This window comes from Joostella sp., assembly GCF_048266025.1.
In the GTDB taxonomy this organism is placed as follows: Bacteria; Bacteroidota; Bacteroidia; order Flavobacteriales; family Flavobacteriaceae; genus Galbibacter; species Galbibacter atrarenae.
On sequence record NZ_JBLXAF010000003.1, the window covers coordinates 135,926 to 152,614 of the forward strand.

13 protein-coding genes are annotated in these 16,689 nt (G+C 31.4%); 4 read left to right on the forward strand and 9 right to left on the reverse strand.

Annotated elements, in window-relative coordinates; genetic code table 11:
- Positions 1-74: 74 nt before the first annotated feature.
- A complete protein-coding gene (locus tag ACN0TY_RS08195; RefSeq protein ID WP_417444082.1) occupies positions 75-1,280 on the forward strand; it encodes an ATP-binding protein in 1,206 nt (401 codons plus the stop codon).
- Positions 1,281-1,453: 173 nt separating this feature from the next.
- Complete coding sequence (gene tnpA, locus ACN0TY_RS08200; RefSeq protein WP_417444083.1) at positions 1,454-1,885, forward strand: IS200/IS605 family transposase; 432 nt, start codon at positions 1,454-1,456, stop codon at positions 1,883-1,885.
- Between the two features lie 227 nt (positions 1,886-2,112).
- Here the strand turns inward: tnpA and ACN0TY_RS08205 are convergent, their stop codons facing one another.
- The 8 genes from ACN0TY_RS08205 to ACN0TY_RS08240 all read right to left on the reverse strand — a co-directional run bounded on the left by ACN0TY_RS08205 (position 2,113) and on the right by ACN0TY_RS08240 (position 13,152).
- Positions 2,113-3,291, reverse strand: a complete 1,179-nt coding sequence (locus ACN0TY_RS08205; protein ID WP_417444084.1) for a proline dehydrogenase family protein — start codon at positions 3,289-3,291, stop codon at positions 2,113-2,115.
- Positions 3,292-3,294: 3 nt separating this feature from the next.
- The gene (locus ACN0TY_RS08210) at positions 3,295-4,251 is read right to left on the reverse strand and encodes an ornithine cyclodeaminase family protein (RefSeq protein WP_417444085.1); all 957 of its coding nucleotides are present in this window, start codon (positions 4,249-4,251) and stop codon (positions 3,295-3,297) included.
- 257 nt (positions 4,252-4,508) lie between these two features.
- Entirely contained in the window at positions 4,509-4,826 is a 318-nt protein-coding gene (locus ACN0TY_RS08215) for a hypothetical protein (RefSeq protein ID WP_417444086.1), read from the reverse strand.
- A 24-nt stretch (positions 4,827-4,850) separates the two neighbouring features.
- Positions 4,851-5,768 (reverse strand): prolyl aminopeptidase, encoded by a 918-nt coding sequence (gene pip / locus ACN0TY_RS08220; RefSeq protein ID WP_417444087.1) that lies wholly within the window; start codon positions 5,766-5,768, stop codon positions 4,851-4,853.
- Between the two features lie 27 nt (positions 5,769-5,795).
- Entirely contained in the window at positions 5,796-7,472 is a 1,677-nt protein-coding gene (locus tag ACN0TY_RS08225) for a hydantoinase B/oxoprolinase family protein (RefSeq protein WP_417444088.1), read from the reverse strand.
- Between the two features lie 2 nt (positions 7,473-7,474).
- Complete coding sequence (locus ACN0TY_RS08230) at positions 7,475-9,535, reverse strand: hydantoinase/oxoprolinase family protein (protein ID WP_417444089.1); 2,061 nt, start codon at positions 9,533-9,535, stop codon at positions 7,475-7,477.
- Positions 9,536-9,560: 25 nt separating this feature from the next.
- Positions 9,561-10,673: an aldehyde dehydrogenase family protein gene (locus tag ACN0TY_RS08235; RefSeq protein WP_417444090.1), complete on the reverse strand. Its 1,113-nt coding sequence runs from the start codon at positions 10,671-10,673 to the stop codon at positions 9,561-9,563.
- Between the two features lie 79 nt (positions 10,674-10,752).
- The gene (locus ACN0TY_RS08240; protein ID WP_417444091.1) at positions 10,753-13,152 is read right to left on the reverse strand and encodes a TonB-dependent receptor; all 2,400 of its coding nucleotides are present in this window, start codon (positions 13,150-13,152) and stop codon (positions 10,753-10,755) included.
- A 160-nt stretch (positions 13,153-13,312) separates the two neighbouring features.
- Here ACN0TY_RS08240 and ACN0TY_RS08245 point away from each other — a divergent pair, with 160 nt between their 5' ends.
- Complete coding sequence (locus ACN0TY_RS08245; RefSeq protein ID WP_417444092.1) at positions 13,313-14,623, forward strand: hypothetical protein; 1,311 nt, start codon at positions 13,313-13,315, stop codon at positions 14,621-14,623.
- 153 nt (positions 14,624-14,776) lie between these two features.
- Here the strand turns inward: ACN0TY_RS08245 and ACN0TY_RS08250 are convergent, their stop codons facing one another.
- Positions 14,777-15,559: a GIY-YIG nuclease family protein gene (locus ACN0TY_RS08250; RefSeq protein ID WP_417444093.1), complete on the reverse strand. Its 783-nt coding sequence runs from the start codon at positions 15,557-15,559 to the stop codon at positions 14,777-14,779.
- Positions 15,560-15,760: 201 nt separating this feature from the next.
- Here ACN0TY_RS08250 and ACN0TY_RS08255 point away from each other — a divergent pair, with 201 nt between their 5' ends.
- Entirely contained in the window at positions 15,761-16,633 is an 873-nt protein-coding gene (locus ACN0TY_RS08255; RefSeq protein WP_417444094.1) for a sugar phosphate isomerase/epimerase family protein, read from the forward strand.
- Positions 16,634-16,689: the final 56 nt, after the last annotated feature.

The window sequence follows — 16,689 nt, forward strand, 5'->3', positions numbered from 1 at the left end:
TAAGTATATCAAATTTAAATACTATTTTAGCTTGCTTGACCTATTAAGCACTAAACTAACCATCAAAAGAATATATGTATCAAGAATTAGATATTGATATCCAAATGGATGTGGATTCCATTCAGGAAATAAAAATTGTTCCTTCTATTCTAAATGTTATCTGTAAGACTACAGGAATGGGATTTGCTGCAATTTCTAGAGTTACAGATAAGAATTGGGTTGCTTGTAGTTCAATAGACAAAATAAATTTCAAGTTAAAATCTGGCGATCAATTAGAATTGAACAACACGATTTGTAATGAAATAAGGGAGCATGGTGAAAAAGTAATAATAGAAGATGCTAATGAAGATTTGTATTATTCTTCACACCCAAGCCCTTCACTTTATGGATATAAAAGTTACATAGCAGTTCCTATTTATCGTAAGAATAAAGACTTTTTTGGTACATTATTAGCTTTAGATGCTAAACCTACAAAACTAAAGAGTCCTGAGGTTTTAGAAATGTTTAAGATGTATGCTGATTTACTTTCTTTACACTTAGAGATGGCAGATGAGCTTAGGTCTGTTAAGCTTGCGCTTAGAGAGGAACAAAAAATAGCAGAGCTTAGAGAAACTTTTATAGCTGTTTTAGGTCACGATTTAAGAAATCCAGTAGGTACAACCAGATTATCTGCAGATATTATTTTAAAACAAGATCTTCCAAAACCAATATTAAGACAAGTAGAAATAATAAAAGCATCTTCTTATAGAATGCAAGAGCTGATAACTAATTTATTAGATTTTGCTAAAGGTCATTTAGGTGACGGTATTAAATTAAAGCTTGATCGCAATCGTAAAAAATTGACAACTGAATTAAAGCAAGTAATTGCTGAGGCTAGGGGATTAGATCCTTCTAGGGAAATAATAAGTAGCTTCAAGCTAGATGAAAGTGTGTTGTGCGATCCACATAGATTAGCTCAATTATTATCCAATCTTTTAGGAAACGCATTAAAACACGGATGTAGAGAAGAGCCAATCAATGTTTCGGTAGGGATTGTGGATAGAAACTTTGAAATAGCTGTAAGTAACGGAGGAGAAAAAATATCTGACCTAAAAATAAACAATCTTTTTAAACCTTACTATAAAGAACAGAATCCTAAAAATGAAACAGGACTAGGATTAGGACTTTATATCGTTTCTGAGATTTCTAAAGCACACAATGGTGAAGTAAGTGTAAAATCTAATGATGATAAAACCACTTTTACTTTTAAAATGCCGTTAGTAGGGAGGCAAATAGATTAGCTTTTAAATAATAGGTGAATAAAGGTAGTGTCCAAAAAACTGTGTAAACAGAAATTAGGCGGGGTTTTAAAACCCCGCCTAATTTTTTGTTTAATTGGTCTGAGAAATGGGATTTAAACCCTGCAATTTATTGCAGCACTTTAGTATTGCGAAAAAATCTATATTTTCGGGATATGAGTTATCAGAGAAAGGGTAGTCATACAGTAAGTTATTTAACCTGTCATATAGTTTGGGTTACAAAATATCGCTATACAGTGCTTCGAGGTGACATTCAAATCCGTTGTCGAGAGCTTTTAATCCAAATTTGCGAGTCTGAAGGCATCGAGATTTTGAAGGGGGTGGTTAGTTTGGACCATGTTCATATGCACATTGAATATGCCCCAAGGTTGAATGTGAGCACTATATTGAAAAAGCTGAAAGGCAGGACGTCTCGGAAGCTCCAGCAAGAGTTCCCCAAGCTGAAAGAGCGTTATTGGGGACAGCATTTTTTGGCAAGTGGTTACGGTGTATGGAGTACGGGTAATATTACTGAAGAGATGGTCAATGAATATTTGGAACATCATCGTCGGGATTCGAGTGATAATTCCAATTTTATATTGGAATAGTAAAGGGGACTTTCAGTCCCCAGTAATCATAAACCTCTGCACTTGCAGTGCAGAGTAGTTTAGTTTTGTTTACACAAAATTTTGGATACTGTCACAAAAGGAGAGTTATTTAATATTATTTTATTCAAATGTCTCAAAAATAATTGAATAGAAAACATCCACTTTATTAGTGTTATCTGATGATTATCATCATTCGATTGTTTAGGACATTAAAATGTTTTTTTCTGTCAGGATTTAATTTTTACTTTCCTTCTTTTGATTTCTTTTTTTATTAAATCAAGCTCTCTTGAAGTTTGCCCTGTAATAGAGATATTTTCATCTGCCCTTCTTAGCAAATATGGTATTACATCCCTTACCGGGCCATAAGGTAAGTATTTTGCTACATTATATCCGCATTTAGCAAGATTGTAACTAATGTGATCACTCATTCCAAAAAGCTGCCCAAACCATACTCTTTTATCTTTTATAGAAATATTGTTCTCTTCCATTAGTTTTAATACTAAATAAGTACTTTCTTCATTATGTGTACCTGTGAAAATAGACATATTATTTAAGTTTTTTATCATATATATAATAACTTGGTTAAATAGGGAGTCAGTAGTAGCTTTATCCTTGCAAATGGGGTCATTATACCCTAATTTTAATGCTCTTTCTTGTTCTTTTTCCATATAAGCTCCGCGAACCAGTTTCATTCCAATATTATAATCACTTTTAACTGCTCTCTTATGTAGATTTATTAAATAATCAAATCGGTCATGTCTATATAGTTGCAGAGTATTATATACAGTAGTACTTTTCCTATTATACTTAGACATCATTGTTTCAGCAAGTTCATCAGCAGCGCATTGCATCCAGCTTTCTTCAGCATCTATTAATACTTTTACGTTGCAATCATACGCTTTTCTACAAACCTGATTGTAACGATTTTTGATATTATTCCATTGTTTTTTTTCTCCTGAGTTTAGGAGTTTACCTTCAGTTAATTTTTTAAAAATATTTATACTACCAAAAGCTGTTGGTTTAAAAACAATGAAAGGAATGGCTTGATTATTTTTAGCAAATTCTATATTTTTTAGAATTTTATTTTTTGCAATTTCAAATTGATTTTCTTCCTTTTTTCCTTCTACTGAAAAATCTAATACAGAATGAACATTTTTAGAGTACATTTTATCAATTACAGCTAAGCAGTCAGCTTCAGACTCTCCTCCGCAGAAATGATTAAAAATAGTTAATCTAATCAATTTTTCAACCGGTAAATGAGCTTTAAGTGAAATTTTGGTAATTACACTTCCTATTTTTATCAAAGGCTCACGTCGTATAATTTCAAAAAGAAAAAGTGCTCTATTAAGTTCTGAATTTGACTTTAAAGCCAATGCCACTTCGGTATTGTCAAAACTAGTCTTCATGTTCTATTTATTCTTAGTTTTAAATTTTTTATAAATTAAATTTGCAGTTACTAAATCTTCTAGTGCCATTCCAGTACTCTTGAAAAGTGTATTTTCGGTTTCCGAATTTCTTTTGGTAAAATCATCTTGACATAAACTTGAAAGATCACCGAGAATATGTTGCTTTGTAATAAGTTGTTCCGATATAGCCTTTATAATTTCACCAGAATTATTTGGAGTTGAGTCCAGGTTATCTGTGAAAACTCTGCAATTTTGAATGATACTTGTGGATACTTCTTGCATTTTAGGCGTGTAAGACCCAACTAAATCTAAATGTTGGCCATTACTAATATCAGATATTTCCAATAAAGAATCTTTAGAAGAGGTTATACAACTAATAACATCCATGTTAGCCGTAATGTTTTTATAATTATCTATTAATTCTATTTCTAAATTATTGGATGATTTTAAAGCTTCTTTAATTATTTTGGATTTTGAAATGTTTCTACCCCATAGATATATCTTCTTGTATTCATGAACTGAGAAGTGAGCTTTAATGAAAAAGGGAGCTAAATTACCATTACCGAGAACTAAAAGAGTTTTCGCTTTTTTTGAGATTAAATAGGATGCTGCAAGAGCAGAAGCGGCAGCTGTTCTCATACTGGTCATAAACTTAGCGTCCATACATACAAGAGGAGATCCATTTCTTGCATCAAATAATATATATACGCCTTTTATGTAGGGTTCGTTTATCTTGACATTATTAGGTGTTGTTGTAATAAGTTTTGTGCCGAATACTGTTTTATTATCCCATGCAGGCATGAATAAAAAATTATTATTAAATTTTGGAATACCAGTATATTCATAAACTGATTTCGAAGGACTTTGAATTTGATTCGTTCTGAAAGCAAGTTTTAGTTCATGGATTAGTTCTTGATATGTGAGACTGTTTTTAATAAACTCTTCTTGGATATATTGCATTTAATTATGTTTTTTTGAGATAAGATTTGTATTTATTTTAATTGTCTTATTAAAATATAAGTGCTTAATAAACAGTCTAGTTTTTCTTTACTAAAAGAATTAGTACGATAAATGAATTTAATCTAGAAATAGATAAAATGATTATGAACTATTTTACGATATATAATATATGGTTTGTTTTTCTTGATTAGAAATCACTTTTCTGATATAAAAAGAGAGTTATAGCTGTTTTATTAAGAATTTGGAATAACTACAGGCTATTCTTTCTTTTTAAATAAAAAGAAGAAGATCTCACTATCTTCTAACGATACAGTTTTTCTGTTTTCTTCCATATCAAGATAAATTAAGCTTCCTGTGTTCATTTCAATTCTCCCCCCTTTTTTGGTTGATACGGCTAGCTTACCAGAAACTAGAAGAGCAATTTCATGTGAATCCATAGCTTTGTAAGGTAAAACCTTACCTTTTTCTAAAAATACGGTTCCACATTTCACGTCAATACCATCTTGATCTTTTTGAATGATATGCTTGAGGTAATTTTCTCCTCTTTTTGGGAACTCTATTTGATTCAACTCCATTTGATTAATTTTTAAAATTTAACTTTATTTGATGATAGTTCCTACCATAGACTCTAGTTCTTTAGTCAGTTTCTTTTTTATTTCCGGTTCAGAAGAAGCATGTCCTGCAGTTAGGATATAAAGTTTTGATGATTTAAGTTTTTGATGAAGCTGATAGGCATATATCGGTGGGCAAATCATGTCATATCGCCCATGCACTATAAAAGTTGGAATATCTTTTATTTTGTAACAATTATCTAAAATATAGTTTTCTGGTAAAAAGCATTCATTAGATATAAAGTGTGCTTCAAGTTTTGAAAGTGATTTAAAGGGAATGGAATTAACTAAATCCAAAATATTTTTTTCGTTTAGACCGATTTTATATATGGAGAGCTCATAAATTGCCCATTCTTTTGCGAATTTCGTAGCTGTTTTAGATTCAGAATAACACATTTTTTTATAATAATATCCAGCTACGTCGCCTTGTTTTTCAATAGGGACTATGCTAATTAAACGCTCCCAGACTTTTGGAAAAAACTTTTCTACACCACCTCCTATGTAGTGTTTGATTGCACTTTTATTGGCAAGAAAAATACCCCGAAGTAGTAATCCTAATACCCTTGATGGATTTCTTATAGCATAAACAAGTGCTAATGTACTACCCCAAGAACCTCCAAAAACATAAAACTTCTTAAAGTTGAGTTCTTCGGTTAGGGTATTTATGTCATCCACGAGTAAGTTTGTTGTGTTCTCATTTACACAACCGTAAGGTTTACTTCGAGCGGCTCCGCGTTGATCAAAAAACAATACACGATATTTTTTGCAGTCAAAGAAATTTTTATCAGAATGATTAAAGCCCATTCCTGGGCCACCATGCAAAAATATTATAGGTATTCCTTTCGGATTTCCCCATATTTCATAATACAGCTCGTGTATATTACTAACCTTGAACAGTCCTTTCATCTCTGTAAACCTTATTTATTAAAATAGTTATGCATTACTGTAATTATAGTTCTGTTTCGCTTGTTCTAAAGTGATATAACCATTCTTGATATCTTGTTTTACTTTATTGTGATTTCTTTTACTTGGTTTCCCATAGCCACCTCCTGTTGCGGTCACCAATTTTACACGATCACCTTTTGTTAGCTTAACATTAGTGACAATATTATATTTTTCTTCCGTTCCGTCTTTACGGATAACAATGAAGTAATTATAACTTCCATCTTTACCTTCATTTAATCCCCAAGTAGGTATTGAGTATCCTAAAAATGCACCTGTAAGAAATGCTTCTTCAGAAAGGATCTCAAATGTTAGATACTGACCATTCCCACCTTGGAATTCACCATATCCACCTCCTTCGTTATGGAAGGCATATTCATCGACAATGACTCCATATTTTCTTTCTCTGGTTTCTGCTGGAATATTGTAGGACTCCCCATGAGCATAAGAAAATTGACCTCTGTTTCCATCATGGAAAGCACATGCTCCCCAACCACCTGAAAGTGGTTCTGCTTGTACATAGAATTCATTGGTTACAGGGTGCTTTCCTGATATGTATGTCACACATACCGACCTAAAGTGACCTGCGGGAAGCTTTTCAGGAACTATTGGCCCTAATGTATGTAGTAACAAATCAATGACAGAAAGAAATACCTCATAATATACAGAAATAGGGGCTGGTGAACTGGCGCTTACAACCGTATTTTCTGGACAGATTAGCTTAACATGTTTAAAAGATCCATTATTGGCAGGCAAAGTAGGTGTGGTTATAGCTTTAAAAGCAGCTCGTATAGCGGTTTGAAGGCCTGTCCTCGAAAGATTTATAGGACCTTTTAATTGCTCGTGAGATCCAGTGAAATCACAAATCATTAAATTGTCCTTAATTTCAACTTTAAGTTTAATTGGGAATGGACCGTTACCCAAGCCGTCATTTTCTATCCATCCAGTGTTCTCATAGATGCCATTTGGAATTTTCTCTAATTCTTTTAAGCTTATTCGCTCTCCATATTCCATAAACTCTATAGCAGCTTGTTTATAGGCTTTTAAACCATATTTATCAATCAATTTTAATATCCTATCTGCCCCTACATCGTTTGCAGCAATTCCAGACCTTAGATCACCAATTGTGCTTTTAGGTAGTCTTACGTTAGCTTCTATTATTTTAATAATGCTACCATTATAAACGCCTTCTTCTTTGATTTTGATGAATGGAAAATGAAGTCCCTCTTGGTAGATTTCAGTTGAAACAGTTGATACTGACCCAGGATTTGCACCACCAATATCTGTCCAATGTGCTTTATTTACAGTGAATGCCACAAGATTTCTTTTGTGAAAAACTGGTGTAATTATTGCTATGTCGGAAAGGTGAGTACCTCCTCCAACATAAGGGGTGTTAGCAATAACAACATCACCTTCTTTTAAAGGATTATTCTTATCGTAGTGTTTTAATGTTTCTTCAACGACCAAACTCATTGCAGCTAAAAATGTTATTACCCCATTGCCTTGCGCTAGTAATTTTCCTTCATTATCTGTAATCCCAACGGCGTAGTCTAAGGCTTCATAAATTATAGGGCTCATGCTTGTTCTTTGAATTGTTTCAAACATGGCCTCACCAATTGAAATCAATGAATCTTGAATAATATCTGATGTAAACTTGTTAAGTACCATTTCTATACGTTTTTATTGATTATTAGATTTCCAAACTCATCTATTTTGAGAGTATGGTGTGGGGGAATTACTGTTGAAGTAGAACTTTCAGCAACAATTGCAGGTCCATTCAGTACCATTCCTACATCTAGTTTCTCCCTATCATAGAATATGCTTGAGTGTATACCAAGTTCGTCAAAGTCAACTATATCTTGAGTAAGAATTGCATCTTTGATATCTCTACCTTTAGGAGAAATCTTAGCAATAAGAGGTTTATTGACCTTTACTTCTGCTACCAAATGAAAATTTACAATTTCGATAGCGGAATCATTCAATTGAAAAACAAATCGTCTTTGATGTAGTTTATGAAAATCTGATTCAATTTTTATAATTGTCATCGATAATATTTTGCCAATGTTTAGCTTTACTGAATGTTCTTGACCATTATATCTAAGATCTAAATAAAACTCGAATATAATTTCATTTAAATTATATCCATCCTTTTGGTATGCTTGGCTAGCAACGTCTTTCATTTCGTTGAATGTATCTATAATCAATGATTTGTTGTTTTCAGAAAGGCCGATAACATCAGTACGAATATAATCCCTTCTTAAATCTGACATAAGCATACCAAATGCAGAGAAAACACCAGCATTCAATGGTACAATAACCTCTGTTATTTGTAGATCTTCAGCCAAATAAGTACCATGCATTGGGCCACCTCCACCTATAACAACTAATGAGAAATCTCTCGGGTCATACCCTTTGTTCACAGATATACTTTTTAAAGCATTTACCATGTTAGAATTAGCAACCCTGATTACCCCACGAGCGACTTCTTCTTTATTCATATTTAATTTTTCACAAAGAGGTTTAATAGCATTGCTCAAGTTTTCGTAATCAGGTAATTGTTTCCCTCCAAGAAAATAGTCTTTATAAATTCTGTTGCATACCACATTTGCATCAGTTGTAGTAAAATGTAAGCCTCCTTTTCCATATGACGAAGGGCCTGGACTTGCCGCAGCACTCCTAGGACCAACTCTCATTTTTCCTCCATCGTCTAGCCAAGCTATACTACCGCCTCCATTTCCTATTTCTACGATATCTATTACAGGTGTTAAGATCGGAAAACCAGCTTCAGTTTTTGTTTTCTCTATATTATATGTAGTTACGATTTTTAAAGCTCCGTTTTCAATTAGTGAACATTTAGCTGTTGTACCTCCAATATCTAATACAATTAGATTCTTTTTTCCTATAGTATTACCTAAGACTACAGCTCCAAGCATTCCACTAGCAGGACCTGATTCGATAAGTGTGATTGGATTTGCTTTTACATCTTCTACGGTTGTAATCCCTCCATTAGATTGCATGATATAAAGATTGTGGGTGTATCCCATCTTTTTTAAACTTGCTTTCAGATTATTTAGATATTTAGTTGCAATCGGTTTTACATATGCAGAAAGTACTGTTGTACTTGTTCGTTCATATTCACGCCATTCTCGTGTAATTTCATGAGAGCATATGACTTCAAATTCAGGATATTTTATACGAATTGTTTCTGCTAATTTTTTTTCGTGTGATGGGTTTTTATATCCATGTAAAAAACAAATAGCAATAGCTTCTACACCTTCTTTTTTAAATTTCTGAATCACTTCATCTAGATTGTCTTCTTTTAGCGGTATTACTATTTCTCCTAAGTAATTAATCCTTTCTTCTACCTCTTGTCTAAGAAACCGTTCTACAAAGGGGGGCTTTTTCTTGAAATTAAAGTTATATAGGTCAGGTCGAGTACCTCTGGCAATTTCTAAAACATCTCTAAAACCTTTAGTGGTTAATAATGCTGTTTTTGAACCTTTACGTTCAGTAATCGCATTTATAACAACAGTTGTTCCATGAGCAAAAAACTCAATTGTTTTCAGGTCTAAGTTAATTTTGTTAATAGTATTGATAATCCCTTTTTCAAACTCTTTTGGTGTTGTACTTGATTTTGAAACTTTAACATTTGTAACTTCTTTGTTTTTTTTGTCGTATTCAAAGAAGACAAGATCGGTAAAAGTTCCTCCTATATCTGTAGCTACTCTCATAATATTTGGTTTATAATTTATAGTATTATCCTAAAAAAAGGTATTTATAGTCTTTAGCTGCAAAGAATGTTTCTTTGATCGTATGTGAAGATACCCACCTTAGAAGGTTCAAAATAGATCCAGCTTTGTCATTAGTTACTGAACTTCTTGCATCCCCGAAAGGTTGTTGTCCTACTAAAGCTCCTGTAGGTTTATAATTGATATTAAAATCACCAACTGCATCTTCCAATACATCTGATGCATAATCAATAACGTATCGACCTTCGCTTAATATTGCTCCTTTTAATGCATATTCTGAAGTTTGGTCAATTATCTTTAATAAATTTATCCAATCACTATCTTCATAAACGAATATTGTTATAACAGGTCCAAATAATTCAGTGAACATAGTATAGTTAAGATTCTTGATCAAGATTACCGTCGGTTCGATAAAACATCCTTCGGATTTATTACAACCGCCTCTTACTATTATTTCAGAGGCTGACCCCAGTTTTACCTGCTCAATTAAACTTGCTATTCTATCAAAAGAGTTTTCATTTATAACTGCATTTATATAGGCTTTTGTATTCAAGGAACTTTCAATTGTTATAGACTTGACATCTGATATCAATTTCTTTTTGATTGTTGGGCAAAGACTTATAGGTATATATACGCGAGAGGCTGTTAAGCATTTTTGTCCTTTATATTCAAAATCACCTCTTGTAATTGCAGTAGCTACTTGTTTTAAATTAGCTGAGGAATGTACCCAAATAGAATCTTTTCCGCCAGTTTCTCCAGCTATTTTTGGATATGTTCTGTAAGTACTGATATTATTTCCAATCTGTTTCCATAATGACTTTAATACCTTGGCTGAATAAATCTGACTATTAGAAGGTTTCCAAATACATACATTTTCCATCATCACGGGAGCTGCTGGATGAAGCTCTCCAATTTTATGTTCATGCTCAGGTGTTGGATAGATTGGAATAGTATTGTTAGATTTCATATTCTCACCATCGATGTATAAAAGAACATTTATTTGAGAATGATACATTTTTTTATAAGTAGTCAAAAGCTCAATAAACTCTGGGCTATCATTTTTATATGATTTTATAGGTTCTTTTATAGTAGGGTGGATAGTATAAAATCCTGATGACATTTTGATATTTTTTAGATTAGATATTAGTTTTCTTTTAAATGACTATTAATATTTGTTATAAATGTAGTTGTGAGAGATGTTAAAATTTATACGATAGATCTATTCCAACGGTAACAGGTACATTAGGAAATCTTATATTATTAAAACCAAATTCAGCAGTTGGAAAAAATTCCTGATTATACTTTGTATCTAAAATATTGTTTGCCCAGAATGCAAGTCCGATCTTATTATAATTGAATTTTACTCTAGCATTAACTAGGGTGTATGGATTTTGTACGTATTCTTCTAGAGGATCCCAATATTGTTTACCTCTACTGTCTAAATTTAGATGAAGACTCATGTCTGATTTCTCTCCAATTGAAAAGTATGAATTAGCACCAAATTGAATTGTACTTTTTACCGAATATGGAGATGCATTACCGCTTACATCAATAGTTTCATGTGTTTCATAATCAAAGTTTGCAGAATTAGTTAATTTATTATAAACTCCTTTCTTTATTTCACCGCTATTAAAACCAAAACTTGCAAAGAAGTCTAAATAATTGGTTGCTTTAAACTTTATTTCAGATTCAAACCCTGAGATCCTAGCCTCTTCAAAATTGTATATACCCAAAACAGAAGGAGTAACTGGAATGAACGTATACTGTTGTTGGTTTTCAAAATCAATAAGGTATAATGAGTTATTAAAAATAATTCTGTTATTCAGAAAACTTGTTTTTATTCCTATCTCATAACTATTAGTGAATTCGGGGTCATATGTTTTATCAAACTTAACAGTAGCTTCTGAATTAAAACCACCACTGCGATAACCACGACCATAATTAGCATAGGCTAAAATCTTTTCAGTTAATTGATAAGATAATGATAGTTTAGGTTGCCATACTGTAATGTTATTATTAAGGGTAGAATCGTTAATTTTGGATTTATTTTGAAGTTTATCATAATCTATCCGGACACCTGCAGATAGTGTAATTTTCTTTGTTAGCTTGTAATCGAAAAAAGCAAATCCAGCAAGAGTCTGTATGGTATTGTTATCATCATTACCAATTAATGGATCTGTGCTGTAATCAGCATTTGCTGCAGAGGGGTCCAGAAATCCTCCTTCATAGTAAGTTCTATTCAAGAAAGTATAAGTATTTAAATACCTTTTGCTATTCTGAAATAAACCTCCAAAATTGTAATTGAGTTTTGTGCTTTCTTTATCTTTAGAAATTAATCGAATTTCTTGACTAAATGTATTGGAATTTGATTGTTGTGAAACTTTACTGAAGGCATACTGAGAATAATCATTTTCTCCAATGTAGTATCGTTTTGTAGCATTATAGGAGGTTACCGATTGGATTTTTACGTTTTCTAGTGAGCCTTCTATTTTAAAACTGCTTAATGAGTTTGAAAGTTCTGAATCTCCTTGTATATCTCCGAAAGGTTCTCTTGAATAATCATCGTCTGCTAATACAGGAATTGAGGGATCTAATATATCTGTTTTAGTGATATAATAATTTCCTCCAGCATTTACCTTAAAGTTATCTTGTACAAGTGTTGCTGACCAATGGATCCCAATTCGATATTTTAATTTAGCCCTTACATTATATTCTTTTGAGAAATCAACTTTTTCATTTAGAAATGTATTGTTAATTAATCCATTGAAAGTTTTATATCTACCAGTGATGCTATAGTAAAGTTTGTTTTTTACTACAGCACCAGAAGAGGATAACCCCAATCCAAAAAGGCCTCCGTTACCAGTTGATAGTGTAAATTTATTTTTATTGATATTAGTAGGATCTTTAGTAGTAATATTTATAGCTCCTGCAATAGCATTTTTACCATATAATGTTCCTTGTGGACCTTTTACAAACTCTAATAACTCTAAATCATATAATGACATATTCATAGCGCTTGCATCGGGTAATGTCATTCCATCTATGACAACTGCCACAGGAGATTCACCATTTCTTATTTGTGAAATTCCTCTTACTGTTAAAAAATTTACCCCTGGTTGCTGTGCCTGGTTAAAGGAGACATTTGATATTTGTGATGTAAAAGCCTGTATATTATTAATCCCACTAGTTTCAATACTTGATGAGTTCAAGGCTACGGTAGTCTCAGGTGAGCTTTGTATTGCTTGGATTCTAACTCTAGCTTTACCTGCGACAGATTCAAATCCTTGAACAGTAACTCCTTCCAATTGTTCTGCATCTTCGTTTAATATCACATTAAGAAAATTACTTTCGATTGTTATTATTTGAGTTTTAAAACCTAAGAATGATACTTCTAATTCCTTTGATGATTCAGCTATCGAAATAGTGAATTGACCATCAAAACCTGAAACTACCCCATTAGTAGGTTCAGACTTATCAATTATTGTTGCACCTACAATGGGATCTCCTAGTTTATCAGCTACAACACCTTCTATATCCTTCTTTTGTTGGGCAATACATACCTGTGAGATGAAAACAAATAGTAAAATTAATTTTTTCATAATCTAATTGTTTTGTTAGCTTTTATTTAGGTTATTATTAGGCAATATAGATGTAATTTAATCTAACAGGAATTATTCCAATTAATTTATTGTTTTGCTTATTTATTAGGAATTTATTAGGAATTTATTTATAATTATCTAATATTAAGTAATTAATGATATGAGTATAAGAGGAATTGAATTATCAAATAATTTTTACTTAGGCTTACATAGAGAGCTTTTAGATCTCTTTTCTAAGTATAATTCCATAGAGATTAAAACCTTAACTGTATTTCAGCTTTATGGTTTTGGAAATCATGAAGAAAAAAAACCAAACCTTAAGTCTTTTATTATGGAGAGAACTGGTAAGTGGATTAATGGGAAGTATTTATATAATAAAAGGAGAGAAATTGATCTAAGTCTTAAAACAAAGATTAAAATAAAAAGAGATTATTTATCAATACTAATAATTGCTGCGGGTTATAAAGATTATAATGATTATTTACAGAATTCTATATATATAAGTGCGGATGTTAGAGAGGTTGAGCAGGGTATTTTGGAGGGCTCTATTAATGATGATCATGTTTGGTATTATGTTGGTTATTACGTAGAGGATAGACGATATTATATAAAATCAAAATTTACTATTTATCAAATGAAATCTGCATCATGGGAGATCTTATATTGGGAAGGTAATAAAGAGGCAACATTGTATTCATATATGGGTAAATGTGTTCCGACTGGTGATAGTGCTTTATCTTTTTATTTTAGTAAAGAAGATTCTAGCTTAAATAAAGAATGCTTTGTAAATCTATTTTATGGTAATAATATGAATAATAAGCCTATACTTTTAGGTGCTTATTGTGGTTTTGACAGAAGTAATAATCCTGTGATTGGTAAACTTATCTTTGAAGAAGTAACCAACGCTGAAGAACAAAATTCTAGAATAAAGAATAATGAAATTAATCCGATTTTTCATCATTATCTTTATTCTCAAAGATTGGTCGTAGATGGTATTTTACCACATAAAAATTCCGATTTATCGGTTTCAATTAATCGATTGGAAATTATTAATTTTTTAATTGGTAAATACAGAGGATATTATTTGGATAAAAATGATTATTTAATACCTATTTTTTTTGAAGTTATTAATGAATTAGGAGAAATTAAACTTAAAATCAATAATACTAATTTTGAGGGTATAGGTAGATTGATTAAAACTGAAAATTATTTAATTTCCGAGTTTGATGAAAAAAATCAAACTTCTTATTCTCAATTTTCTTTGCAAGTGCAGCCATTAGAAAAAGATTTGTTTATTAGTCATTTACTAGTATATATAGGAGGTAGCGTTATTAATGGTAAAGGTTTACTTTGGAAGGATAATGTGAAGAACTCAAGTAATATTTCTTCAACAAATGAATTTTATATAAATAAAAGTGATTTAGAGTCTGAAAGATTAAAAAAAATAGGTAGATACCTAGAATTAGAATAATTAACCTTTAAAAAAATAATTAAAAGGTTATACACCATGTAATATTTCATATTTAGGTATAGATAATATTTTTTATAAGTACAAAAAGAAAACTAATTAGTTAAAGTCGTTAATAAATGTAATGGTTATTTATGATAAATAGAATGAAATTATTTATACAACATTCTGTATTACATACCTCATTAAAATCCGCCTAACATCTTTGTTATCTTGGCGTGGAGAAATATGATGTTTCCAATCTTTTTTTGGAGTATCTAAGGAGCAATATCCAAAGCCTTTGTATATTCCATTTTCTATGTAAACCAATCCTATTTCGTTTTTGTTTCTTCCTTCTACATTAAAGAGTTTTGTGAATTTTTTTAGTTTAGTACGATTTAAAAATTCTTCCACACGTTGGTTATAGTACTTTGGGGGTTCTCTTTCCATGCATGCTCCATTACATTCTTTAATATGATACTGAAAACAGTAAGAAGAAGTTTTGTAGAGTCCGTTTAATTTCTGACAAAGTTTATATTTTTCTGTAATCCGAAATAAATAATCTTTAGCCTCTTTTAGGGTAGAAAAGGATGTTATTTCTTCGTTTTTAAGTTTAATCTTATCAATTTGTAAAGTTTTATAGCCATTTTTATCTTCATTTAAATAAAGACCATATTGATAAATCGTTCTCCGTTGTGAACGGTTGTATAGGGGCTGATGTTTTTTTATAAGATCGGATTCATAAAGTAAAGCAATGAGTTCAGAACCCATAACTTCAAAAGAGACTCTCTTTGTGAAGAGCTGAATTTTAATTGATTTTCTATCCTTTCCAGAAAAATGCTGCTGGATCCTTTTTCGAATATTAATACTTTTTCCAATATAAATAAGAGTATCTCTTTCATCATAAAAAAAGTAAACACCTGGAGTATTTGGGATGTCGGTTTTATCAATAGCTATCATTAAAAGTGCATTCGCTTTTATTGGTTATAAAATTAATGTTTTTAAATTTTATTTTATTGCAACCCATTTAGTTTGAGCTTTTTTTGAGTAAAGAACTACTATATTTCGTTAAATAAGATACATGATTTTTTTAAAACTTTATAAGATTGAGTATCTTACGATGATTTTTAAGTTAATAACCTTACCAATAATATTTCAATTATGAATAGAAGAAAATTTATTAGACAAACTGGTTTAGTTACTGCAGGAGTTTATACACTAAGTCAAACTAATTTAATGGCTAACGTTTTAAGCAGTAAGACTATAGATCCTTTTGGAGTTCAGCTTTATAGCGTTAGAGATGTATTACCAAAAGATCCTCGAGGTGTAATGACTAAACTGGCTAATATGGGCTATAAGCAATTTGAAAGTTATAGTGGTTCTGAAGGTTTTTTATGGGGATTGTCTCCAAAAGAGATGAAAACATTTTTAGGTGATATAGGTGTAGATATGGTGAGTACACATTTTGATTATATGGGTGCTGTTAAAAATCCTGATGAGCTGAAGAAGAATATTGATATGGCTGCAAATGCTGGATTAAAATATATTTTATCTCCGTATATCGGAGCACAAGAAAGTTGGGACGATTGGAAAAAAATAGCAGATCAGTTAAATAAAGTAGGGGAAGAGGTGAATAAATCAGGATTAAAATTTGGGTATCATAATCATGATTACACTTTTAAACCTTTGGAAGGTAAACTACCTCAAGATTATTTATTAGAAAATACAGATCCTACTAATGTGATGTTTGAGCTTGATTTATGTTGGATAGATGTTGCTGGTGTGAATACTATAGATCACCTTGAAAAGTATGGAGATCGCTACGAGCTTTGTCATATAAAGGATTATAAAATAGTAAATGGTAAACCCCATCAAAATGATTTAGGAAAAGGAAATGTTGATATTGAGAAAACGCTTACGGCTGCATTAAAAAGCAATATTAAGTACTTTATTGTGGAGCAAGAAGAATATCCAAATTCTTCATTAGAGAGTTTAAAATATGATGCTAAGTACATGAAATCTCTTGACGTGTAGACTTTAAAACTTATTTCGTTTTATAATAAATATAGACCCCATTTTAATGGGGTTTA